Annotated in this window: 20 protein-coding genes and 2 tRNA genes; 3 read left to right on the plus strand and 19 right to left on the minus strand. The window is 40.7% G+C overall.

What is annotated here, in order from left to right:
- Nucleotides 1-195: 195 nt before the first annotated feature.
- The 5 genes from ispG to PGLA_RS00230 form a co-directional block, all read right to left on the minus strand.
- The gene (ispG, locus tag PGLA_RS00210) at nt 196-1,305 is read right to left on the minus strand and encodes a flavodoxin-dependent (E)-4-hydroxy-3-methylbut-2-enyl-diphosphate synthase (RefSeq protein ID WP_068527124.1); all 1,110 of its coding nucleotides are present in this window, start codon (nt 1,303-1,305) and stop codon (nt 196-198) included.
- 119 nt (nt 1,306-1,424) lie between these two features.
- On the minus strand, nt 1,425-2,699 hold the full coding sequence (gene clpX / locus PGLA_RS00215; protein WP_068527126.1) for an ATP-dependent protease ATP-binding subunit ClpX: 1,275 nt from the start codon (nt 2,697-2,699) through the stop codon (nt 1,425-1,427).
- An 11-nt stretch (nt 2,700-2,710) separates the two neighbouring features.
- Nucleotides 2,711-3,301, minus strand: coding sequence for an ATP-dependent Clp endopeptidase proteolytic subunit ClpP (gene clpP / locus PGLA_RS00220; RefSeq protein WP_068527128.1), 591 nt, complete (start codon nt 3,299-3,301; stop codon nt 2,711-2,713).
- A gap of 227 nt (nt 3,302-3,528) precedes the next feature.
- Nucleotides 3,529-4,860 carry a trigger factor gene (gene tig, locus PGLA_RS00225; protein WP_068527130.1) on the minus strand — a complete coding sequence of 444 codons (1,332 nt, stop codon included), beginning with the start codon at nt 4,858-4,860 and terminating at the stop codon, nt 3,529-3,531.
- Between the two features lie 119 nt (nt 4,861-4,979).
- Nucleotides 4,980-5,942: a hypothetical protein gene (locus PGLA_RS00230; RefSeq protein ID WP_425415324.1), complete on the minus strand. Its 963-nt coding sequence runs from the start codon at nt 5,940-5,942 to the stop codon at nt 4,980-4,982.
- 122 nt (nt 5,943-6,064) lie between these two features.
- On the opposite strand from PGLA_RS00230, the gene PGLA_RS00235 reads away from it, so the two are divergent.
- Nucleotides 6,065-6,138 (plus strand) — tRNA-Arg (locus PGLA_RS00235).
- 419 nt (nt 6,139-6,557) lie between these two features.
- On the opposite strand, the gene PGLA_RS00240 is transcribed toward PGLA_RS00235, so the two are convergent.
- The 6 genes from PGLA_RS00240 to PGLA_RS00265 form a co-directional block, all read right to left on the minus strand.
- Complete coding sequence (locus tag PGLA_RS00240; protein ID WP_068527132.1) at nt 6,558-6,755, minus strand: sporulation protein Cse60; 198 nt, start codon at nt 6,753-6,755, stop codon at nt 6,558-6,560.
- 27 nt (nt 6,756-6,782) lie between these two features.
- Complete coding sequence (locus tag PGLA_RS00245) at nt 6,783-7,235, minus strand: GreA/GreB family elongation factor (RefSeq protein ID WP_068527134.1); 453 nt, start codon at nt 7,233-7,235, stop codon at nt 6,783-6,785.
- Between the two features lie 253 nt (nt 7,236-7,488).
- A complete protein-coding gene (gene pstA, locus PGLA_RS00250; protein ID WP_068527136.1) occupies nt 7,489-8,370 on the minus strand; it encodes a phosphate ABC transporter permease PstA in 882 nt (293 codons plus the stop codon).
- Nucleotides 8,367-9,317 carry a phosphate ABC transporter permease subunit PstC gene (gene pstC / locus PGLA_RS00255; RefSeq protein ID WP_068527138.1) on the minus strand — a complete coding sequence of 317 codons (951 nt, stop codon included), beginning with the start codon at nt 9,315-9,317 and terminating at the stop codon, nt 8,367-8,369. The genes pstA and pstC overlap by 4 nt, the downstream gene beginning before the upstream one ends.
- A gap of 80 nt (nt 9,318-9,397) precedes the next feature.
- A complete protein-coding gene (locus PGLA_RS00260) occupies nt 9,398-10,258 on the minus strand; it encodes a phosphate ABC transporter substrate-binding protein (RefSeq protein ID WP_068527140.1) in 861 nt (286 codons plus the stop codon).
- Between the two features lie 30 nt (nt 10,259-10,288).
- On the minus strand, nt 10,289-11,746 hold the full coding sequence (locus PGLA_RS00265) for an LpqB family beta-propeller domain-containing protein (protein WP_068527142.1): 1,458 nt from the start codon (nt 11,744-11,746) through the stop codon (nt 10,289-10,291).
- A 335-nt stretch (nt 11,747-12,081) separates the two neighbouring features.
- Between PGLA_RS00265 and PGLA_RS00270 the strand changes: the two genes are divergently transcribed.
- A complete protein-coding gene (locus tag PGLA_RS00270; RefSeq protein WP_068527144.1) occupies nt 12,082-13,248 on the plus strand; it encodes an amidohydrolase in 1,167 nt (388 codons plus the stop codon).
- Between the two features lie 573 nt (nt 13,249-13,821).
- Here PGLA_RS00270 and PGLA_RS00275 read toward each other — a convergent pair.
- From PGLA_RS00275 to PGLA_RS00290, 5 genes are all read right to left on the minus strand, one after another.
- On the minus strand, nt 13,822-15,438 hold the full coding sequence (locus tag PGLA_RS00275; protein ID WP_084410621.1) for an AraC family transcriptional regulator: 1,617 nt from the start codon (nt 15,436-15,438) through the stop codon (nt 13,822-13,824).
- 106 nt (nt 15,439-15,544) lie between these two features.
- Nucleotides 15,545-16,516: an ABC transporter substrate-binding protein gene (locus PGLA_RS00280; protein ID WP_068527148.1), complete on the minus strand. Its 972-nt coding sequence runs from the start codon at nt 16,514-16,516 to the stop codon at nt 15,545-15,547.
- Between the two features lie 594 nt (nt 16,517-17,110).
- Nucleotides 17,111-17,184 (minus strand) — tRNA-Arg (locus PGLA_RS00285).
- A gap of 129 nt (nt 17,185-17,313) precedes the next feature.
- Nucleotides 17,314-17,445 (minus strand): hypothetical protein, encoded by a 132-nt coding sequence (locus PGLA_RS29320; protein WP_281197246.1) that lies wholly within the window; start codon nt 17,443-17,445, stop codon nt 17,314-17,316.
- Between the two features lie 76 nt (nt 17,446-17,521).
- On the minus strand, nt 17,522-17,851 hold the full coding sequence (locus PGLA_RS00290) for a hypothetical protein (RefSeq protein ID WP_068527150.1): 330 nt from the start codon (nt 17,849-17,851) through the stop codon (nt 17,522-17,524).
- A gap of 156 nt (nt 17,852-18,007) precedes the next feature.
- Here PGLA_RS00290 and asnB point away from each other — a divergent pair, with 156 nt between their 5' ends.
- Nucleotides 18,008-19,852 carry an asparagine synthase (glutamine-hydrolyzing) gene (asnB, locus tag PGLA_RS00295; protein ID WP_068527152.1) on the plus strand — a complete coding sequence of 615 codons (1,845 nt, stop codon included), beginning with the start codon at nt 18,008-18,010 and terminating at the stop codon, nt 19,850-19,852.
- 80 nt (nt 19,853-19,932) lie between these two features.
- Here the strand turns inward: asnB and PGLA_RS00300 are convergent, their stop codons facing one another.
- The 3 genes from PGLA_RS00300 to PGLA_RS00310 all read right to left on the minus strand — a co-directional run bounded on the left by PGLA_RS00300 (nt 19,933) and on the right by PGLA_RS00310 (nt 22,483).
- Nucleotides 19,933-20,556: an XTP/dITP diphosphatase gene (locus PGLA_RS00300; protein ID WP_068527154.1), complete on the minus strand. Its 624-nt coding sequence runs from the start codon at nt 20,554-20,556 to the stop codon at nt 19,933-19,935.
- Between the two features lies 1 nt (nt 20,557).
- Nucleotides 20,558-21,319 (minus strand): ribonuclease PH, encoded by a 762-nt coding sequence (gene rph, locus PGLA_RS00305; RefSeq protein ID WP_068527157.1) that lies wholly within the window; start codon nt 21,317-21,319, stop codon nt 20,558-20,560.
- A 93-nt stretch (nt 21,320-21,412) separates the two neighbouring features.
- A complete protein-coding gene (locus PGLA_RS00310; RefSeq protein WP_068527159.1) occupies nt 21,413-22,483 on the minus strand; it encodes a GerMN domain-containing protein in 1,071 nt (356 codons plus the stop codon).
- Between the last annotated feature and the right edge of the window lie 114 nt (nt 22,484-22,597).

The following is a 22,597-nucleotide window of genomic DNA, read 5'->3' on the forward strand; positions in this document are numbered from 1 at the left end:
TCCCGTTTCTCTAACTATCATTAGGTTAATACTTGATAGTATTGCCTTTTCCTCATCCAATAAACGCAAATTGTTATGAATTTCAAAAGGAACCTTCAAATATGGGTATCTCACCATCATCGTAGCGACGTTCTCTTGGACACATCAAAAAAACTGCAAGCCAATAACTTAGGCTTGCAGCTCTTCATAACAATATTATGATTGATGTTGATGATTGCGACCAGGAATTTCTCCCGTTGCTTCATATACTTCAACGATGTGATCAATCTCTTTCTTCAATTCACTAACCAGATCAGCCTCAGGAACCTTGCGGACAATTTCTCCATACCGGAAAAGCATTCCTTCCCCACGAGCACCAGCGATACCAATATCAGCCTCACGCGCTTCCCCCGGACCATTCACGGCACATCCAAGTACTGAGACTTTAATAGGTACCTTCAATTTAGAGATATACTCTTCTACTTCATTAGCAATAGAGAATAAATCAATATCGAGTCTTCCACAGGTAGGGCACGAAATGAGTGTTGGAGCATCAGAGATTAGACCAAATGACTTCAGAATCTCGCGTGCTACCTTAATTTCCTCTACTGGATCTGCGCTAAGTGAAATTCGTAACGTATTCCCAATTCCCAGAGAGAGTAGAGCACCAATGCCCGCAGAACTCTTAATCGTACCTGAGAACAACGTTCCTGCTTCAGTGATACCTAGATGTAGCGGATATGGGATAACCTCTGCTGCCTTACGATAAGCTTCAATCGCCATAGGTACGTCTGAAGCTTTTAGAGATACGATAATATCATGAAAGTCTAACTCTTCCAAAATTCCGATATGAAATAGCGCACTCTCAACCATAGCATCCGGTGTCGGGTAACCATATTTCTCAAGCAAATGATTCTCTAATGAACCCGCATTAACGCCAATACGAATAGGAATCCCACGTGCCTTACAAGCTTTAACAACTTCTTCTACTTTCGAACGACGACCGATATTACCTGGATTAATCCGAACTTTATCAATCCCATTCTCAATAGCCGCCAAAGCTAATCTATAATCAAAATGAATGTCTGCAACAAGCGGAATATGAATCTGTTTCTTGATTTCCTTAATTGCAGCTGCCGCTTCCTCATTGTTAACGGTAACACGCACCATTTGGCAACCTGCTTCTTCTAAGCGCAATATTTCAGCTACTGTCGCATCCACATCAGCAGTTTTCGTTGTACACATACTTTGAATAATAACATCGTTACTTCCACCTATGATTAGGTTTCCAACTTTGACAGGACGTGTGTCTTTTCTCGAAAACATGGTTAACCTCCCCTATAACGCTAAAACTCCACTCCTAACCCTGACGTCAAGATTTGCACGGCACAGGGTAGAAGTGGAACTTCGGCATCAGTTTACAAAGGCCCTAAGGATTTATTCCTTTAGGCGCTTTCTTCCTGCTTCTTACTATCATTATCGTTCGCTTCATTATTTGCATGTAATTCCGGAACGATCTTTTCATTCACTACTTTCTCAGTGATGATACATTCTTTAATGTCATCACGAGACGGAACCTCGAACATCAAGTCCAACATAATTCCTTCAATGATAGCTCTCAAACCACGAGCACCTGTTTTGCGCTTAATAGCTTCCTTAGCTATAGCAATCAATGCATCTGGTTCAAATTTCAGGTTCACATTGTCCATTTCAAGTAGCTTTTGATATTGTCTAGTCAATGCATTCTTCGGCTCCGATAAAATCCGAACGAGCGTATTCTCATCTAACGGTTCCAAACTCGAAATGACTGGTAAGCGTCCTACAAATTCAGGAATCAGACCGAATTTCAATAGATCCTCAGGAAGAACCATCGATAGGTATTCACCTGGTTGTAGCTCCTTCTGAGTTTCTAAACCTGAATTAAATCCGATGACTTTCTTACCAATCCGACGTTTGATTAATTGTTCTAGGCCGTCAAATGCGCCGCCACAAATAAACAATACATTCGTAGTGTCGATTTGGATAAATTCCTGATGTGGATGCTTACGTCCACCTTGTGGAGGTACAGACGCAACCGTACCCTCGAGAATTTTTAGAAGGGCTTGCTGCACTCCCTCACCAGACACATCACGAGTAATAGACGGATTCTCCGATTTACGTGCCACTTTATCGATTTCATCGATATAAATAATACCACGTTCGGCTTTCTCAACATCATAATCTGCAGCTTGGATAAGTTTCAATAGAATATTCTCAACGTCTTCACCTACATATCCCGCTTCTGTTAATGAAGTAGCATCTGCAATGGCAAAAGGAACGTTCAGAATTTTAGCCATCGTCTGAGCAAGTAATGTCTTACCAGATCCTGTAGGACCTAACAAAAGAATATTACTCTTTGTAAGCTCTACATCGTCAATCTTACTTTGTGTATTAATCCGCTTGTAATGATTATACACAGCTACAGATAAAGATTTCTTAGCTTGATCCTGTCCAATAACGTATTGATCCAAAATATCGCAAATATCCTTAGGCTTCGGAATATCCTTCAAGTCCACTTCTTCCTCGTGTCCAAGTTCTTCTTCCACAATCTCAGTGCATAACTCAATGCACTCGTCACATATATAAACACCAGGACCAGCAACTAGTTTGCGCACCTGCTCCTGCGTTTTACCACAGAAAGAACATTTAAGTTGCCCTTTCTCATCATTAAATTTAAACATATTACCACCCCTTAAGATTTGATCGGTGAAGAGAGAACCTGGTCAATAAGTCCGTAAGACACCGCTTCTTCGGCGCTCATGAAGAAATCACGATCTGTGTCCCGTTCGATTTTTTCGAGGGGTTGACCCGTACGTTCAACATATATTTGATTGAGCTTTTCTCTTGTTTTAATGATCCAATCTGTATGAATCAAAATATCTGAGGCCTGACCTTGAACCCCACCCAATGGCTGATGAATCATCACTTCACTATTAGCTAGAGCAAATCTCTTTCCTTTCGCTCCTGCCGTTAGTAACAATGATCCCATACTTGCCGCCATTCCCATACAAATCGTGGAAACATCCGGTTTAATATATTGCATTGTATCGTATATACCCATTCCCGCTGTAACAGAGCCACCCGGTGAGTTAATGTATAGACTTATGTCTTTCTCCGGGTCTTCAGCAGCTAGGAATAATAGCTGTGCTATGACGAGATTGGCAACATCATCATCAATTGCATTACTTAGAAAAATAATGCGATCCTTAAGCAATCTGGAGTAAATATCAGAAGAACGTTCTCCTCGATTGGTTTGTTCTACAACCATAGGTACCAGACTCATTTGTCCAACCTCTTTTCCATTTAAAGATACATTCCAATGCTTTCAACAGTATTTTAACATGTTAGAAGCACGATGTCATTTTTTCAACTCTAATTGTATTTCCTGTTAAATAAATATGTATTTGCAAATCATCCAATCATCACATGTTTTATCCATAATTTGGATTGCATTAGGTAAAAATAAGGCACGTAAATACTTACGCGCCTTATCGTATAGCAAACTTCTTATTAAGCTTCTTCTGAAGTTGCTTCTTCTTTAACTTCTACAGCAGCGACTTCTTTACTGTTAGACAGTAGGAAATCAATTGTTTTACGCAAGGAAATTTCTTCACGTAGACTATTCAATGAACCATTAGCTTCTAGAATGCTACGAAGTTCTTCAGGAGAACGTTTGTAGGAATCAGCCATTGCGTCCAATTCTTTAGTGATATCTTCATCCGTAACTTCAATATTCTCAGCTTTAGATACTTGCTCAAGAACAAGATTGTTACGAACGCGTTTGTTAGCATCACCTTTCATTTGTTCTTGAAGATCTTCGGTAGTCTGACCCGAGAAGCTCAGGAACATTTCAAGATTCATGCCTTGAGCGCGAAGACGATTGTCAAAATCACGCATCATACTTTGAACTTCACTAGCGATCATCGCTTCTGGAATCTCAACTTCAGCTAATTCAGCAACTTTATCCACGACAAGACCTTCGCGAACTCCTTTTGCTTCTTGCTCTTTACGAGACACAAGTTGTTTGTTCAAATCTTCTTTGTACTCAACCAATGTTTCGAATTCACTAACATCCTTAGCAAACTCATCATCCAATACTGGAAGTTGTTTACGTTTGATTTCATGAATTTTCACTTTGAAGATTGCTTGTTTACCAGCTAGATCTTCTGCATGGTAAGTATCTGGGAAAGTAACTTCAACATCTTTAAGATCGCCTGTAGCTAATCCTACAACTTGTTCTTCAAATCCTGGAATAAATGTGTTGCTTCCAAGTTCCAAAGAATAACGTTCAGCTTGTCCGCCGTCAAAAGGAACGCCGTCAACAGATCCATCAAAGTCAAGAATAGTGATATCGCCATTCGCTGCTACGCCTTCTTCAATAACTACTAGCTCAGCATGACGTTCTTGCAAACGACCCAACTCTTCGTTTAGTTCCTCTTCAGTTACTACAATTGCTTGTGCTGGAACTTCTACGCCTGTGTATTGACCTAAAGTTACTTCAGGTTTAACAATTACTTTGGCTTTGAATTTAAAAACTTGACCTTTAGCAAATTGATCGATATCAATTTCCGGACGATCTACAGGGAAAATGTCTGTTTCATCAACCGCTTGTGTGTAAACTTCTGGAAGCAAGATATCGATAGCATCTTGATACAGACTTTCTACTCCGTAACGCGATTCAAAGATAGAACGTGGCACTTTACCTTTACGGAATCCAGGTACATTTGCTTTCTTAGATACTTTAGTAAAAGCCTTATCAAGCGCCTCAGTTACACGCTCTACTTCTACTTCTACTTCAAGAACCCCAAGGTTCTTCTCTATTTTTTCCCAGGTTGCTTTCATTTTATGCTTTCCCCTCCAAAAATATTTCAATTATTTATCATTATCTACATAAATTCACGCATAGAACAACCATTTTAGTATAAACAACATTGAATTCTTTTTCAAGAGCAGGGTTACCTTTAATCCGATATCCCCTCAGAAATAAATTGCTTTAAAGAACGATAGGCTTGTTCGAATTGGAACCGAATATGCTCTGTTATCCCATATATAGCACGCGTCACTTCTTCATTTCGACTTCCTGTTAGACTTTCAGATACGGTTTGATGAAGAGCAGCCGCCCAAATATCCATGACCAAATCTTCTTCTATTAGCAAAGACTGATAGATATTTGTCCCGTATACAGCTTTAATAAATTGTATCCATAGCTCTTGAGCGAAATAATAAAGAGTAGGCTCCTGAACCTCCGTATGCTGTGCAACCCGATCTACAATGTCCTGTACAACGAGCGGGAAGTCGCTATCTTTCAGTGGAACATTCTCAATTTCAATTTCTACTTGTTCCTGTCCTCGTACCAAAATAACGCAACCTTGCATACCTCGCTTATGTAGCGTCTGCAGTACCCGATATTGTAGTAATGAGTGCATTTCTCTAGTCTGTAACCATTCAGTCAAAGATCGATCTATATCATCGCCATTCAAATAGGAAAGCTGTTCCAATGCCAACATGGTTTGTTCAGACAAGGGATCATGCATGACTTTGTAGAGCAACTTGTTAGCGTAATCGGCATCTTCAGCAAGTTTACCTTGCACTTTAAGCCTGGTTAACTCATCTTCATCTAAATCAATCTCTTTTTCCAAGTGAGATAGTTCATTATCCTCACCCTCAATATAGTGAGGGAACGCAGTCTCTAACCATTCGAGTAACGCCTGCCATTCATCCACATGTTGCTCTTCCTGCCCTTGGCATTGAAGTAGAAACCGAAGTAGCTCCATCGCTTCTCCATATCGTTCGCTTTCAAGCATGACCGTAAGTTGAATCTGGTAATAATCCAACGTCTTCGGAAAAAGCACGATATTATCTTTGGCAGGGGAATTAGTGTCGTTTATATGTACTCCTCCTCTCTTATATATCTCGTGATTCAAATTATATCACACCTCTTCTAAGTTTTAAAAAGTCACCTTTATCACATCATTTTCATTTATTAATAAATAATGCTTGCCATTCCATGTTCCTCATGATATATTATTAATTGTTCGTTTTTCGCGTCTCAGTAGCTCAGCTGGATAGAGCAACGCCCTTCTAAGGCGTCGGTCGGGGGTTCGAATCCCTCCTGGGACATATAGAATAAAGGCTCTCCTTCGGGGGAGCCTTTTTTTTGTTTCAGAGGGTGAGAACACCCAATAGGGCACGTCGGAACTTATTCATCGTTAGCATTACCTTCGCAGTCTCGACCATAGGGAGAGTCCTTCTTGTATTCTCTAGTAGGATCTACCTTCCAATGAGCAAATTAAGGGACTACTTTTCTATTTACAGAAAAGTAGTCCCTCTTTTTATGGTTAGCATAATGTTTTTAATATCTCATCGAATGATAGCGTAGATCAACCAACAAATGATAGATATCACTATACACACGCTCGAAATAGACGATAGGCATAAAAAAAACATTCTATACTTCTTATCCTGTTGGTTCTCAACATCATCCATTCCTTCCTTGGGGGAAGGTTGGTACTTCCTCACGCTAAAAACTCCTTTCCTTGCTATTCCACTTTATCGTCTATTCTGTAAACGACCAGTATAGTGCTTCTTTGCCGTTCTGTTTTTGAACTATTGGTCTTAACTACAGATTCATAACAGATATTAATGACTTGCTCATCTTTTAAACCAGCTAAGAACTGATTGGCCTTATTCTCTGCATAAGAATTATCTGAATCTACAAACTCTTTAACCTGTATCATTGTACATTCTCCTTTATGTTACAAGCATTAGTACTTGTTTATCTCACCAGAATTCATGTATTTAATCTCTGTAATTGTTACTTCAATAGAACCAGAAGGAACGATAAATTCACACACTTCACCCATTGTAGTCATTAAGAGTTGCAATCCAATCGGGGATAAGAATGAAATCCAGTTCTTGCTTGGATCTGTCATATGAGGAAACACGATACTATACTGCTCCTCATAACCATCATCCAGATAACGGAGAGTAACTTGACTCCCAATGAGAACCTTAGAATTCAAAGACTCTCGGCTGCTCTCAGCAATAATATTCTCAAGTGAGGCCGTATACATATTAAGAACTTGATCAACCTTATTTCGCTCTTTAGCATCATCAGGTATATATTTCTTCAAGAAGGATTGCTTCTCTTCATCAAAGAATACAAGCTGATTCACTAATTGGGTATTGGAACCTTGAAGGAGGGCACTATGGTTCATAGTAGATTTCACCCCCTGTAAGAAACTTCTCCCTTTCTAAACCACGATAATACTTACCCATATTAATCCCTCCATAAAAATATAGACCTCGTGTAAGGAGGCCTTTATCGTATCTTATCAAATATTTACATTTAATCAAATGTTAAAGAATGTTTCATATAATCTTTATGTAGAGATCATAATCAAATAGGCCGATCCCTCAGGTCATATCCGACCTGAAGGATCAGCCTATTTGCGAGATGAAATAAGCTTACTACATCTTCAATTTACGGTTGCTTATCCATAATGGAATTCGGAATAGAAGATTAATAAGCAGCACAACGATGACTAACACAGCTGCTGATCGATCTGCGATCTGCTTGGCATCCTCCACGATGGCCTCAGATTGTACATACCATAGATGTACGGCAAGCGTCTCTCCAGGCGAGAAGAGATTAAAGTCCCACATCTCCCCTGAGGTACTTAGACCCGCAGTTAAGAGGATGACGGCTGATTCTCCAAATGCCCTGCCCGCTACCAAACAAATACCCGTAACAATCCCCCGCATAGCGATAGGTAGCACGACAGTGCGAATACACTGGAATTTTGTCATCCCTAGTGCATATGAAGCGTTACGAACATCAACCGGTACAGCTCGAATAGATTCTTCTGTGACACGAGCAAGCATTGGTAGATTTAGAAAGGCCAGACTGACAGCCCCACCTAATATGGTAAGTCCCACTTGAAAATAAGAGGCAAAGATAGCTAAACCTAACATCCCAAATACAATAGAAGGAACAGAAGCCAAGCTTTCGACACATATCCGCAATACTTCGGTAAACTTATTCTTGGGAGCATATTCAGCCATGTAGATCCCAGCTCCGATCCCTATAGGGATGGATAGGGCTAATGAAATCCCTAGAATATAGAATGAATTAAATAACACAGGGCCAATTCCACCGCCAACATCCATTTCTTCAGGAAGTTTCGTCAGGAAGCCCCATGACAAGCTAGGCAATCCCTTGCTTAGAATCGTATAGAGAAGCCAAAATATAAGCATTAGAACTAAGACTCCTAGCGTATAAAAACCACCCGTTGCTATTTTGTTCAGCCTAATTGAACGAGTTATTTTCGGAGTTCTCGTAAAACCACTCATGTGACATCCCCTCCCTTTCTACCTAGAAAGCGTATGAATAAGATAAGAGCAAATGATATGAGTAGTAACAAGAATGCCATCATATGCAATGCATAGTTCCAAGGAGAATCAAAATCGACATTCGAAATTTGCATAACAATATTACTCGTCAATACTGAAGTAGGGGAGAAGAATGACTTAGCTAACTGCGCTGTATTTCCAATAACCATCACAACAGCCATTGTCTCACCGATAGCACGCGTCATCCCCATAATAATTGCCGCAACTACCCCTCTGCCCGCTGCTGGTAATATCACCTTCATAATAACTTGGATACGTGTAGATCCCATAGCGTATGCAGCATCACGGTATTTCTTGGGTACCGAAGAGATTGCGTCATCGCTAATTCTACATATCGTAGGTAGGATCATTAGAGTTAGAACCAGCGCTGCTGCAAGCAGACCATCCCCAAGGTTCTCACCACTTATTTCACGAAGAAAGGGTATGAGCACCGTCAATCCCAAATAACCGTATACAATAGATGGAATACCTACCAATAGATCAAGTACAGGGCGCACTATATTCTTAAACCAAGTCGGTGCAATCTCAGCGATCAAAATAGCCATACCTACGGATATAGGCACTGCAATCAAGAGAGTAAGACCTGTCAATGATAGTGTATTAATGATAAACAGAGCCGCTCCGAAGCGCCCTTCCTCAGGTGTCCAATCGAAAGAGAAGAAGAATTCTGCAACAGAGACATGTTGAAATGTCAGCAGTGCTGTCTTTCCAATGAAGAAAATAACAAGTCCCAGCACAAAACATAGAGCAAATATGCTGAAGAGCGCATAAAATTTGAACATCTTATTGGTAAAGTGCACCCTCGCATATCTGTTAAACCGGTTTGAGCCTATAGGTTTAGGTAGCAATTCATCTTTAGTCGCGAATGGTTGTGCAGGCGTACCCATCATATTCCTCCCAGAAAGCAGCCAGCTCCAATGTTCCTAGAGCTGGCTGCATAATGATCTTTCCTTTCACTTTACAATCCTTATTTCATTGCAGAAATCGGAATGAATTTCAATTTCTTCAATGAACTTTGTTGGAATTTGGAGCTTTGAACATATTCAATGAAAGCTTTCGTTGCGCCTGTTGGTTGACCCTTAGTCATATAGTAGCCATATGCCCATATTTTGTAACTACCATTAATAACATTATCTGTTGATGCTGCTACGCCATTAAATTTCACAGCCTTCAAATCACTTGTCACATACACAAGGTCAATATATCCGATAGAGTTCGGTGTAGTAGCAACAGCTGTTTTCATGTCACCACTTGATCCTACTTCTTTATAGTTCTTTTCTTTCTTTGTGATGTCTCCACCATTAAGTGCTTTAGATTGATAATTTACACGAGTACCTGATCCGAAAGCGCGGGTGATGACAACGATATCTGCACTATCTCCACCAACCTCTTTCCAGTTCGTGATTTTACCTGAGTAAATACCTTTCAATTGCTCCGTGGAAAGATCAGTAACTTGTACATTATTGTTAACGACTGTAGCAAAAGGAATCACCGCTACTTTATTAGCTACTTGACCAGAAAAGGCTTTAAATCCAGGAACATCCATACTTGCATCCCAGTCACAAGCACCAATGTCAGCAATGCCTTTCTTCACTGCTTGTGGACCAGTAACAGATCCCTTACCGGAAGCAGCAACTTTCACTTTAGGATTCAATTTTTGGAATTCTTTCGCAGCTTGAAGTGTCAATGGCAATAGTGCCGTTGAACCATTTACTGTAATTTTTCCACTCAGTTGACTTGGAGCTGCTGAAGCTGCACCGGCTAGAGCTGATGACACCAACATAACGGATGTAACTGCTACTAATGATATTTTTTTGAATAATTTCACTTAAAAAACCCCTCTCATTTAAACCTCATTTTATTGTGTAAGCTGAATTTGTTGACCGTTCGTAATTACGATTACTTTACCATCGGAGATAACTGCCAATTGTGTACCATCTGGCGAAAGAGCGACTTCCGAAATATCGTTCGTAGTGCTGAATAGTTCTGCTTGCGTTCCGCTTGCATCAACCTTAATCACTTTTGTACTTCCGTCTTTAGCAATTCCAACTACAATGATAACTCCGTCATAAGAGACATCTTCAAACGTAACATCAATATTACTAACTAAATCCTGAGACTTCCCATCAGCTGTAACTAATTTTATTACGTTAGTCGCACTTACATTATCTGCATCAGCGCTCATATAAACGACATTGCCACCGCTTAATAGTGCAGGATATAACTTATTATCATTGCTCTTCGTTAATTGAACGGGTTTAGCATCTTTTGTAGCGATATCAAGAGAAAAGAGTTGTGCACCTGCATCAGAGTAATCGATCGTTAACGATTCCTCTGTGCTGTCTTTATCAGTTTTAGCAACACCCGTAATATTTACGATATAGACGATCTTCGTATCATCAGAAGATACACGAACATCAGACTTATTCTCTACTTTATCCGCTAATACTTGCGTGATTTTGCCTGTGTCTAGACTTATGTAGGAAATTTTCTCTTGTTTGTCACCTTGAATGAAATATACCTTTTTGTTATCAGCAGACCATCTCAAATCTGTTTTGACTGATGTATCAGAACCGAGGACTTGAACTTGCCCGCTACTAATCATCAAAAGGGATAGCAGATTGTTATCGTCAATGAATGCTCCCAACTGCCCATTAGGTGAAACTGTCATTGAACCTTCACTAGCAGAAGTAGACAACAACTCAGATCCATAGGTTGATTTGTTAAGCTTGTAAAGTTGAGCTGTCTCTCCATCTTCTTTCGTTACTACGATATTTCCAGTTGCGTCCCAATGAAGCGTATCAAATGCTCCACTAAGTCTTTTTGCACTTAGGATATGATTCACTTTATCAGTCTGCCCTGTAATCACTTCGCCACCTAGCGCTCCTACCACTGCACTAAGTTCAACATATGTCCTTCCATCTTGAGTGATCGGTGCAGTCTTAAATGTAAGATTCGCGCTATCCACTAAATATTTCAGTGACTGTGGTTGAATGCTAACCGAATGAAGAGATTTGGCATCCGTTATTGTAATCGTTCCTTTGGAGAGTGTTGCTGTAGCATTCAACACCTTCGCAAGATCACTTACCGCATACAGCGGATTTTGATTAACCAGAATAGATTTCAAAGTAACGTTCGTACCATTCACGTTGAAAGATGAATCGACTACTTTGTATGCTTCTGCTTTTTTGGCTACTGCTTTCTTCACGGTCTGACTTGTAGGCTTGGCACTTGCTGCTCCTGCCGTTCCAGCTGCTAAAGCGGATGTAACTAGTGTAGTTGCGACCATAATCGTCATTAATTTACCGTTTTTCAATTAGATTCACCCTTTTCTTGTCATAAAAGCTATAGGTTCATTGTCGTATATAAGTGTTAAATCTGAACCACTGGAATGTTATGGTAATGTAAAATGAATATTTTTTTATATTCCAATTACTATTCATATAAATTAATACCTTCTATATAGAAGGAACATACAAATGACTAATACTAGAACCTTTGATGTTCCCCACTAAATTCTTCAATTGTATTGACAAGTGATCTATAAAAGGAGTACCATACAAACTAAAAATTCTTATCGGATAACTTTGAATTATAATATAGATAAGTGATTATTACGGTTATATAACCTAAAGAAATGAGGACTATCCCATGACTAATGTGCCTAATTTAAAAAATGTAGCTTCAGAACAAGCCTTATCTCAACACCTAATCGAAGTTCGACGTAATCTTCACCAGGAACCTGAATTATCAAATGAAGAATATAAAACGACCGCAAAGATCCGTGAATGGCTGACTGAAGCGAACATTCGCATTCTCGATGTTCCACTAGCTACCGGATTAATCGCTGAAATTGGTTCGGGTGAAGGTCCAATAGTGGCTATCCGTTGTGATATCGATGCCTTACCCATTAAAGAACAGACCAATTTGCCATTTGCTTCAGAGATTGATGGAAAAATGCATGCTTGTGGTCATGACTTCCACACGGCAGCAATCCTCGGTGCAGCTTATTTATTGAAAGCTCGCGAAGCGGAGTTGACCGGCACCGTTCGTGTCTTGTTTCAACCCGCTGAAGAAACAGGACATGGTGCAACATCCGTATTAGCCTCAGGTGGTCTTAATGACGTATCCGCCATCTTTGGTCTGCATAATAACCCTGACTTACCCGTTGGAACATTTGGAACTCGGACAGGTGCTTTAACAGCTGGCGTTGATCGGTTTGAAATAACGATTCGAGGTATAGGAGCCCATGCTGCCTACCCTGAGAACGGTGTAGACAGCATCGTGACAGCTGCACAAATTATCCTTTCGTTACAGACCATTGCCAGCCGAATCACAAGTGCTACTGAACCTGTGATTGTCAGCGTGACAAGAATCTGCGGTGGAAATACCTGGAACGTATTACCTGAAGCTGTTGAGTTAGAAGGAACAGTGAGAACCTATAATGAAGAAATTCGACATCTCATCCCAGAGAAAATAAAGCAGATTATTAATGGAATCGCAGCTGCCGCTGGAGCAGAAGCCGAATTACATTGGTATCCAGGTCCTCCAGCCACAGTTAACGATGGGAATTGGGCGGACTTTACCAAAGAAATTGCAGCCCTTGCAGACTATAAGGTGCTTGATTTATCTCCACGAATGGGTGGTGAGGATTTCTCCTTCTACCTCCAGCAAATCCCTGGAGCCTTCGTCAATATCGGAACCAATGGGGCTTATGGGCTACATCATCCTCAGTTTGATGTAGATGAAGAAGCATTATTACCCACTTCACGTTATTTCGCTTTGCTGGCAGAAGCCGCGTTGAAGAAGCTAGCATAGAAGTCCTAGCCATTCCCCTTATTAAATAGAATACCTGTGAAACAAGGGAGATAAATTATGATGATATTGATCATTGTCAACCTTTCCGTTTTAGTATTCCTTTACCCGGAAAACGTTGAAAAGATGCACTCACCAAAAGAGCTTAAGAGCCAATTTAGTTTATCGTTTACACCCAGTCATTTTTAAGTGCAAACACAACAGCATTTGTCCGATCTTGCATATTCATTTCACTTGAAATATTGGACACATGGCTTTTCACCTTTTTTCTGAAATAATAAGTGTATTCGCTATGCCTTGGTTGCTTTGTCATAAGCTAACAATTGAAGGCCCTCGCATTCTCGATTAGCGAGCAAGTAATAGGGCGTTTATTACTTCATTTTGATGAAACTTTCCTTCAATCTCTTTTAGAGCTTGCCTTCACAACTATTTTCAAACACAAAGAAGCCACAGTTGTCGCAGCTACGACAACTGTGGCTTCTTTGCGTCTATAATTGAGTACCCTATGTGGTATCCATTTCAATATGGCATTAAGGTTTAACAAAATCCGAACCTCTTGCAGTCAATTTTGAACCTTTAATGTGCTACCATTCTCAGAACATCATCAATTTTTTTGCTATTGGCAAGGAGTTGACCTTGGTTCATCCATGTCATAAAGTCAACTTCGAACGCACGGCGATTTCGAACGGCGGGAATTGTTTGCCACATGGGATGATCAATCTGCTGCCTTTCTGATCCTGCTACGTGTTCATGCCATTTATCGAACGCAAAGAAAATATAATCCGCATCTAACCCGTTCAACCATTCCCACGTTACGCCTTGTCTACCTGCTTCATGGGTTAACGCCTGTACCATCGGATGGGGAGTTATACCTAAATCCTTCCATAGAAATGGCTTCGTATATTTCTGATCGACGCTGATGCAATCGGCTGCAATACGCAAAAAGACATACGTCCGATTCCTCATTGAGCCGGACAATAATTTTCTTGCCCTGGATACTTTATCCTCATATTGCTGGATGGCATACTCCGCCTGATCAACCCGTTCCAACCGTTCCGCTAGCGTTCGTAATGTTGAATGCCAGTCCATATCATCATGTATAATGACATCGGTATCCAAGAATTTCTTGCATTGCTCATATTGATTCGTACGAAGCTCGTAATCACTTCTACGTGCAATAATTAGATCCGGCTCGTACTCTGAAAGTGATTCATAGCTATCTTGCAAAACATTAAATGTCGGAACATGCTTCAGTCCAAGATATTCTTGCCGCCCCCATCCGGGATGAGACCATTGCACAACAGGAATAACACCTAATGTGATCAATAAATCTTCCATATATAGAGACACAACACGCACCGTACTTCGCTGTTGTTTACGATACTGACCTGGAGCCACTCCGACCGACTTCTTAAAACGGCGGTTAAAATAAAATTCATTGTTAAAGCCTACATATTGGGCAATCTCATGAATTCGATCCTCTGTTTTTAAGAGTAGCTGCTTCGCATGGTCGATCCGTAGTTTATTTACAAAACTAAGTGGAATTTGACCTGTAAGCTCCTTGAACATTTGCGAGTATTGCCATGGGAACACATCCACATCCGCAGCCAACTGCGCCACTGTCACTTGCTCAGCGTAGTTATCACTTAAATAATCGATTGAGCTTTTCACAGCACTCTTCAAATCCCGTACGGGGGCCAAACTACTATTTTGCTGTAGCACATAGCGAAGGAATTCCTCAAACCGCACATGATTGAAAAACCGCATGAATTCTTCTTTATCGTGACTATGCAAGTAAATCTCCTCCAGCAAATCAATGCATCGTGCGAACGGTACGCGGTTCCAGATACCCTTATACGGAAAAATAGCTTGCTGTTGTTTATGCTCCGAGGTGTTCAAATCTGGAATCCGAATCGCTTTAAACGTAATAACGTAGAAAGAGATACTGTTTTTATATGTATGGATATGAATGGCTTGATCTGGTTCCACAATAGCCAGACTTGCTCTGACTATTTCCTGAGTACCATGCCCAGTATCTATTTCTGCTATGCCATCCGTAACAGCAAACAGCATGTACTCCTCAGCCCCAATAAATTCCTCGCTAGTCAATACGTCCAATTGGAGATACCGGATGCCTGTCATCATATAAATGATGGACGGGCAGCAGGAAGATGCTACCTCAATACTCATCATGCCCCTCCTTTGATAATGAGAATCAATATTACTAGTGTAACGCAAAAAATAAAGCTCTTCAATAAAACCTAAAGAGCTTTCTTATTTGTAACATTTCTAAAGCTATTTACTTCACTAAAAATTTCAGCAAATCATCCATTTTCATCGTATTCGCTGTAATCGCCCCTGATTGCCAATGCGATCGTTCCAGTTGATAAACATGGCCGTTCTTGACAGCGGGGATGTTTTTCCATAATGGGTCATCAAGCAGGGCAACCGCCTTCTCATTGGACTTGGAGTCCCATGTACCATCAGAGGGGAAGATGATAATATGATCAGCAGTAAGCTCCGGTATTTTTTCTTGTGAAATAACATCGTGGGCCTCGATGTTCTTCACCCACGGGAACGGCTCCAAACCAAGGTCTCTGTAAATACTACCTGTATATGCATTATTCAGACCGAACAGACGCAGCTCCGGCTTGTCCCCGACATCGAGGCGCACGACCGCAACGGTCTGGCGGCCAATAGCCTCTTCTAACTTCTCTTTGGTATCGGTAATCTTCTGTTTATAGTCTTCTAATACGCTAGTAGCCTTCTCTGGAATGCCGAGTAAATCAGCAACTGTTTTTAGCGTTTCTTCTGCATTCCCAATCACTTCATCAGGCAGGCGATAAGTAGGAGCGATTTTGGAATACAATTGATAACTATCATCCATTCCCCCGTTCAATATAATTAAGTCAGGGTTATTTTCAATCATAGCCTCCAAACTGCCCGTGATATCGAATAACGGAACATCCGTCAGTCCTAAATAATCTTGTTTACCCCAGCTTGGATGATACCATTGCACAATCGGTTCCACACCCAACGCCAACATATAATCTTCTAAGTAAATGCCTGCTACTCTCTTCGGTTTGACAGGAACTTCTACTTCGCCAAAAGCATCATTAACCTTCCTTGTATCACTGTTTTCTTGCTTATTTTTTTCTTCATTCGTCGATGTTTCCTTTGCATCGCCACAGCCTGCCAAACTTACCATAATGGCCAGCAGTACGACCAGCCAACGTATCTTCCGTATACTTCCTATTGTTTGCACCGCCATATTATATGCTCACTCCTCTAGTTACTAGTTGTAACGAAATAAATATATTTATCAATGATAATCATTATCACTCCGCCTAACTCTCATTGTATTCTTTCCATATAACGATCTCAATGCACATATCCAACTACATTTTGCACAAATACAACGATTGAGTCAAAAATCAGGTGCGTCAAAAAGACTCCCTAATAAAGTCAATCATAAAAAAGAAGCTAAAGATATTGACACTACATTGAAATATTATGTACACATCATTAAAGAATTTCGTATACGTGATGTGAGAGTGCAATCGTACTTTCGAGGAAGTGATCGAGTTAAATTTGAGTATACTGATTTCTCTTTTTATCGTTTTCTAACGACTTCTCCAAAAACAATAAACCGCTAGAAACGTTGTTAGTACAACGTTTCTAGCGGTTTATAAATTTCTTGAATTTTCTAAAATGTCTTATTGCATGTCCCAGGAGGGATACTCTCCCTTTGATCGAGACTGCGAAGCGTATGCTAACGATGCTTATGCTCCGACGCCCCCTACGGGGGTTCCTACCCCCTGTTACATAAAAAAAAGCTCTCCATAAAGGAGAACTTTTTTTGTAACGTCCCAGGAGGGATTCGAACCCCCGACCGACGCCTTAGAAGGGCGTTGCTCTATCCAGCTGAGCTACTAAGACATAATCATGATAAGATTTTTAAATTCATATCTTTTAAAAAGGGTGCGTTATTTATTATAACGCATCCCTAGAATAAATCAATACCTAATTTAAAAATTATTTCATTCTTATATCTATTACGTGTATTTCTTATTTATTCCCACGACGCCAATTTGTTTTATCTTCTGTATGCATAGCTGCATTCTTCGCTACTACCTCTTCGGCAAATTCACTATTATGTGCATATTTGTTCCCTTTATTTTTTTTGAATTTTTCCGCCATCGTTATCACCTCCTATGTATTTAGTATGGTTACACCGAGGGGCGGATATGAGTAATATTATTTGGATGCTTTGTTACTATCCGTCATATGAATGGCGAAATGCGTTCACACCTGATTCCTTCATCTGCTTGCGAGTATCGATCGACCCATACTCATAAATTCTCTGATATACATCATCAAGTGCATTCTGATATGTCACATTTACAACACGTTCCGGCTCATCTGGCCACGGAAATACAAATCCTAGAAAAGCATTTTCTTCGTTCTCCTTTACTAAGCCCATCAAATCCCTAATTTCCTGTGCTTGTTCTTCTGTCGCTTCGATTTCCCATTCATAAGTCGTCGCACCTCTGTCCAATAGAACGGATCTTCCATGTACGGATACAAAATACTTATGTTTATTCACGACAACTTCCCCCTTTTTTTGACTCTTCGAACTTTGTACTCGCCTATAGTTTTCCTTAAAGGACAGACATTTTATGCCTTCCTTCGGCATATTCTATATGACTTTGGTAAAAGAAAGGACAGATATGGACAACCGACAAGGAGAGGATGAACCGTCATGTGCGGAATAACAGGATTTATACAATGGAACGGCGATTTAACACAGGATTCGCAATTACTCGTCCAGATGACTGATAGCTTAGATAAGCGCGGACCTGACGCATCCGGAACATGGATCTCAAATCCTTGTGCTTTTGGACATCGACGACTGAGCGTCATTGACCCTGAGAATGGTGCTCAACCTATGATCATACATCAAGATGATGACGTATACGCCATTGTTTATAACGGCGAACTATATAATGCAGCAGAACTTACGAAAGAACTACGCAATCGTGGGTATCAGTTCCGTACTCGTTGCGATACTGAGGTATTGTTGGTGTCTTATATGGAGTGGGGACCCGATTGTGTTGATCGTTTCAATGGTATTTTCTCCTTTGGAATATGGGATAGCGTGCAACAACAAGTCTTTTTTGCACGCGATAGAGTAGGTGTTAAACCACTTTTTTATAGTCATATCGATGATACGCTAATTTTTGGTTCCGAACCCAAAGCACTTCTACAGCATCCTAAAGTGGAACCTATTGTTGGTCCTGAAGGGTTAGCAGAAATTTTTGTTATTGGACCCGCGCGCACACCCGGACACGGGGTGTACCGGAATGTAAATGAGCTTCGTCCTGGGCACGCCATGATCTTTAACCGTTCTGGGCTTCGTACCTACGCCTATTGGAAGCTAGAAAGCTATATACATGAAGATGATGAGGCTACTACTGCGCTTAAGTTAAGGGAAATACTTCAAGATACACTTGAACGTCAATTAATATCTGATGTACCTGTATGTACACTTTTATCAGGTGGATTAGATTCCAGTGCATTATCTGCATTAGCTGTTGACTACTATCGTCGTTCAGGGCAAGGCCAACTACACACCTATTCTGTTGATTACGTGGATAATAATAAACATTTCAAATCACATACATTCCAACCAGGGGCAGATGCGCCTTGGATAAAACGAATGGTCGATGAGCTTAAAAGCAAGCATCACTATATTGAGATTGATACTCCTGAGTTAGTAGGTGCGCTTGACGCCTCAACAAGGGCACGTGATTTACCAGGAATGGTTGATGTGGATTCCTCTCTCTATTTATTCTGCAAAGAAATCAAAAAAGAGGCTACCGTTGCTCTTTCTGGTGAAGCAGCTGATGAAATATTTGGTGGTTACCCTTGGTTTCACCGTGAAGAAATGTTGAATTCTGGAACATTCCCTTGGGCAGTTGCTCCTGATATGAGAGCGAGTCTTTTATCTCCTGAAATTAGGAATTGGATTTCTCCGCTTGATTACTTAGGTGACAAATACTCAGAAGCTGTTAATGAAGTACCTAAGCTTGCAGGTGAGACCGCCCAACAGGCTAAGATGCGAGTCATGTCCTATCTTAATATTACGCGCTTCATGCCTACATTACTGGATCGTAAGGATCGAATGAGTATGGGCGTTGGACTAGAAGTACGTGTTCCTTATTGTGACCATCGATTAGTACAATATGTATGGAATATTCCATGGGACATCAAAATGACAGGTGATCGTGAGAAGGGTATCCTTCGTAAATCTTTAGAAGGTGTACTCCCTGATGATGTTCTCTATCGTAAAAAGAGTCCCTATCCCAAAACACACAATCCTAATTTTCTTAAAACTGTGAAGCAACAATTACTCACCATTCTAGATGACCCTACGTCTCCACTACTCCCCCTCATAGATGTTGCCAAAATTCGAGAAATAGCCACTTCCCCAGATGCTTCTTCGAATCTGCCATGGTTCGGTCAATTGATGTCAGGTCCACAGTTATTCGCCTATTTGGCTCAAGTTGATTATTGGCTCCGCACATATCACGTATCCATTCGCTAAATAATAAAAAGGCTGCCCAAAGGCAGCCTTTTTATTATTTAGTTATAACTTTGTCATACACTTCGGCTTAAACTATCCCTTTATTTCTTCAATTGCGCTATTAACTCACGTAACGCTACACCACGATGACTAATGGACTGCTTTTCTTCTAATGATAGCTCAGCCATTGTTTTATCATACTGTGAAAGATAAAAGAGTGGATCATAACCAAATCCCCCAACACCCGCTACATCTGAAGTGATCCAGCCGGACACGGAACCATTCGTCTCGATATGATCACCTGAAGAAGGGTTGTACAGTACCAAGGAACAAATGAAGCTTGCCGGGCTTAATAAGGACTGTTCTGTATCTTCACCCAACTTCAATTGTCCCAGCTCTTGTAATAGCTTCTCGTTGTTCAACTGATCAGTTGCATGCTCACCCGAATAACGAGCGGAGTATACACCCGGTTGTCCATCCAAAGCCTCTACACATAGACCTGAATCATCAGCAAGCACGGGCAGTCCCAATGCATCACCAACGGTCTTAGCTTTCTTAAGAGCATTCTCTGCGAAAGTAAGTCCGTCCTCAATGACATCTGGTAAATCCGAATAGTCAAACATACTTTTCACTTGCTTACCAAGCTGTGCAAAAGCATGTTCGAATTCTCTGACTTTCCCTTTGTTTTTAGTCGCAACAATGACGATATCTTGATCTAGCTTCATGTTAGACTCCTTTTCCTACTGTACCAGAACCAATAAGAAGAGCAATCGGACCGAGTACTTCTTGTTGGTATGTGATAATGTCGCGGATACCTTGTTCCCCAATCTGAAGTAATGAATCTAATTCCTGACGTGAGAATGGACTTTCTTCACCCGTTCCTTGTAGCTCAACGAATTGTCCACTTCCTGTCATTACCAGGTTCATATCCACTTTAGCCTTGGAGTCTTCTTCATAATTCAGATCTAGCAACGTGCGGCCACCTACAACGCCTACACTAACCGAAGCCAAATAATCAGTAATTGGGAATACAGGCAGTTTATGCTGCTGAGCAATCTTGTTAACCGCAATACAGAGCGCTACAAAGGATCCTGTTATAGAGGTCGTACGAGTACCCCCATCTGCTTGAATGACATCGCAATCGAGTGTGATCGTACGTTCACCTAAAGCGTGTAAATTCACTACGGAACGAAGGGCTCTCCCAATTAAGCGTTGAATTTCCATAGTACGACCCGTTAGCTTACCACGATTGGCCTCACGTTGATTACGTGAATGAGTTGCTCTAGGCAACATGGAATATTCTGCTGTTACCCAGCCCTTTCCTTGCCCCTTTAAGAATGGAGGTACTTTCTCATCTACAGTTGCTGTGCAGAGTATTTTAGTATCTCCCATTTCTATATACACAGAACCTTCCGCGTATTTATTCACATTTGTTGTTATATTCATTGTACGAAGTTGATCGTTATTCCGTCCGTTTGATCTCACTATTATCTGCCTCCTACATCATTAGCGTCCCTATTTTGCAAACCTTATTTTATCAAAGTGTAGGAATAAAAGCACCTTTTGAAGGAGGAATCGCTCTTAAATGGGTATTTCGTTAATATACTGTGGTCTCGATACAGGCTCACTGTAATTATTATTATCATCACTTACAACTTTAGAATCACCATTCATTTGTATTTTAACCTTATTGCCTCCTACATTTTCTGTAACGGTTAATACGACAGACTGCAGTAATTGAGAAGGAATCTTCTCCCCCTTAATAAACATATCTTCTTTGAGAGATACTGTGACTGTACCGTCTTTCGCTATCTTCACTGATTCTAAGGAAGTAGCTGATGTCATAACCTGCTCTAAGCCTCCTCTTGGTTGTGGACCACGAATAAGTTCATGAAGCGCTGCCTTTAGTGTATCCTGTCCAGGTTCCACTAGCCTAGTTACAGGCACATAGTATTGTACGCCCGCAGGTGATTCAGAAGAGAAATATACCGTTACAGCGCTAGAGCGGGTAAACGTTGCCCCGTTCCCTTTTTCCAAATTTATTCCCATGCTTCTACCAAGTGGTTGATCGAGTGGAGTATGCTGGAGAGGCATCTCGGTAATTTTCTCCCCATCTACCCAGAATTGAACCTGATTGATATTAGAATTACCCGTGAGGGTCCACGTTACAGCTTCTAACATTTTCCGTTCATTCTGTGCATCATATTGCGTAAATGATTTGTTAAATTCTACAACTGCAAGCTTTTTCTCTTTCTCAATCGTGACCGTCTTCACCTCAGTACCTTTAGGTAATACGGCATTAAAACCTTCTGGCAAGTATGCTGCATAAGGTCCGTCTTTGACCATGACTTCAAGAGATTGACGGAGGAGCATATTATCTTTATTCTCTAATGGTGGAAGTCCTAAAGACACCGGAGCTAAAAGTCCGTATTGATCCGCTAAATAGACAGTGGACGTTGGTGTCAACGCAGTACCTTGTTGTGTCGGCGTAATACTACCATTCACAGCCTGTAGCATTTCCGCTTCAATTTGAGCCGGTGGTGGATCAATGTCCATCGATTGTTTAGTAAAACCTCCGCATCCAGATAATATAATAGGAACAGCTAACAATCCAACAGCAGAGATGCTGCGAATCTTCATTTTTTTTGACATAATCTATGTACCTCCCTAACGATTTTAGATATAGTTTGTACTAGTATATATACGAGCCCTTTTCTAAAAAATAACTGGAAAAGAAAATTTTCATCACATTACAAAGAATGAGGT

This window comes from Paenibacillus glacialis (assembly GCF_001637205.1).
Classification (GTDB): Bacteria; Bacillota; Bacilli; order Paenibacillales; family Paenibacillaceae; genus Paenibacillus_AQ; species Paenibacillus_AQ glacialis.

What these genes read in the sequence shown, in the direction of transcription:
- ispG (WP_068527124.1), bottom strand. Translation starts at nt 1,305, where the DNA reads ATGTTTTCGAGAAAAGACACACGTCCTGTCAAAGTTGGAAACCTAATC.
- clpX (WP_068527126.1), bottom strand. Translation starts at nt 2,699, where the DNA reads ATGTTTAAATTTAATGATGAGAAAGGGCAACTTAAATGTTCTTTCTGT.
- clpP (WP_068527128.1), bottom strand. Translation starts at nt 3,301, where the DNA reads ATGAGTCTGGTACCTATGGTTGTAGAACAAACCAATCGAGGAGAACGT.
- tig (WP_068527130.1), bottom strand. Translation starts at nt 4,860, where the DNA reads ATGAAAGCAACCTGGGAAAAAATAGAGAAGAACCTTGGGGTTCTTGAA.
- PGLA_RS00240 (WP_068527132.1), bottom strand. Translation starts at nt 6,755, where the DNA reads ATGATACAGGTTAAAGAGTTTGTAGATTCAGATAATTCTTATGCAGAG.
- PGLA_RS00245 (WP_068527134.1), bottom strand. Translation starts at nt 7,235, where the DNA reads ATGAACCATAGTGCCCTCCTTCAAGGTTCCAATACCCAATTAGTGAAT.
- pstA (WP_068527136.1), bottom strand. Translation starts at nt 8,370, where the DNA reads ATGAGTGGTTTTACGAGAACTCCGAAAATAACTCGTTCAATTAGGCTG.
- pstC (WP_068527138.1), bottom strand. Translation starts at nt 9,317, where the DNA reads ATGGGTACGCCTGCACAACCATTCGCGACTAAAGATGAATTGCTACCT.
- PGLA_RS00270 (WP_068527144.1), top strand. Translation starts at nt 12,082, where the DNA reads ATGACTAATGTGCCTAATTTAAAAAATGTAGCTTCAGAACAAGCCTTA.
- PGLA_RS00275 (WP_084410621.1), bottom strand. Translation starts at nt 15,438, where the DNA reads ATGATGAGTATTGAGGTAGCATCTTCCTGCTGCCCGTCCATCATTTAT.
- PGLA_RS00280 (WP_068527148.1), bottom strand. Translation starts at nt 16,516, where the DNA reads ATGGCGGTGCAAACAATAGGAAGTATACGGAAGATACGTTGGCTGGTC.
- PGLA_RS29320 (WP_281197246.1), bottom strand. Translation starts at nt 17,445, where the DNA reads ATGGCGGAAAAATTCAAAAAAAATAAAGGGAACAAATATGCACATAAT.
- asnB (WP_068527152.1), top strand. Translation starts at nt 18,008, where the DNA reads ATGTGCGGAATAACAGGATTTATACAATGGAACGGCGATTTAACACAG.
- PGLA_RS00300 (WP_068527154.1), bottom strand. Translation starts at nt 20,556, where the DNA reads ATGAAGCTAGATCAAGATATCGTCATTGTTGCGACTAAAAACAAAGGG.
- PGLA_RS00310 (WP_068527159.1), bottom strand. Translation starts at nt 22,483, where the DNA reads ATGTCAAAAAAAATGAAGATTCGCAGCATCTCTGCTGTTGGATTGTTA.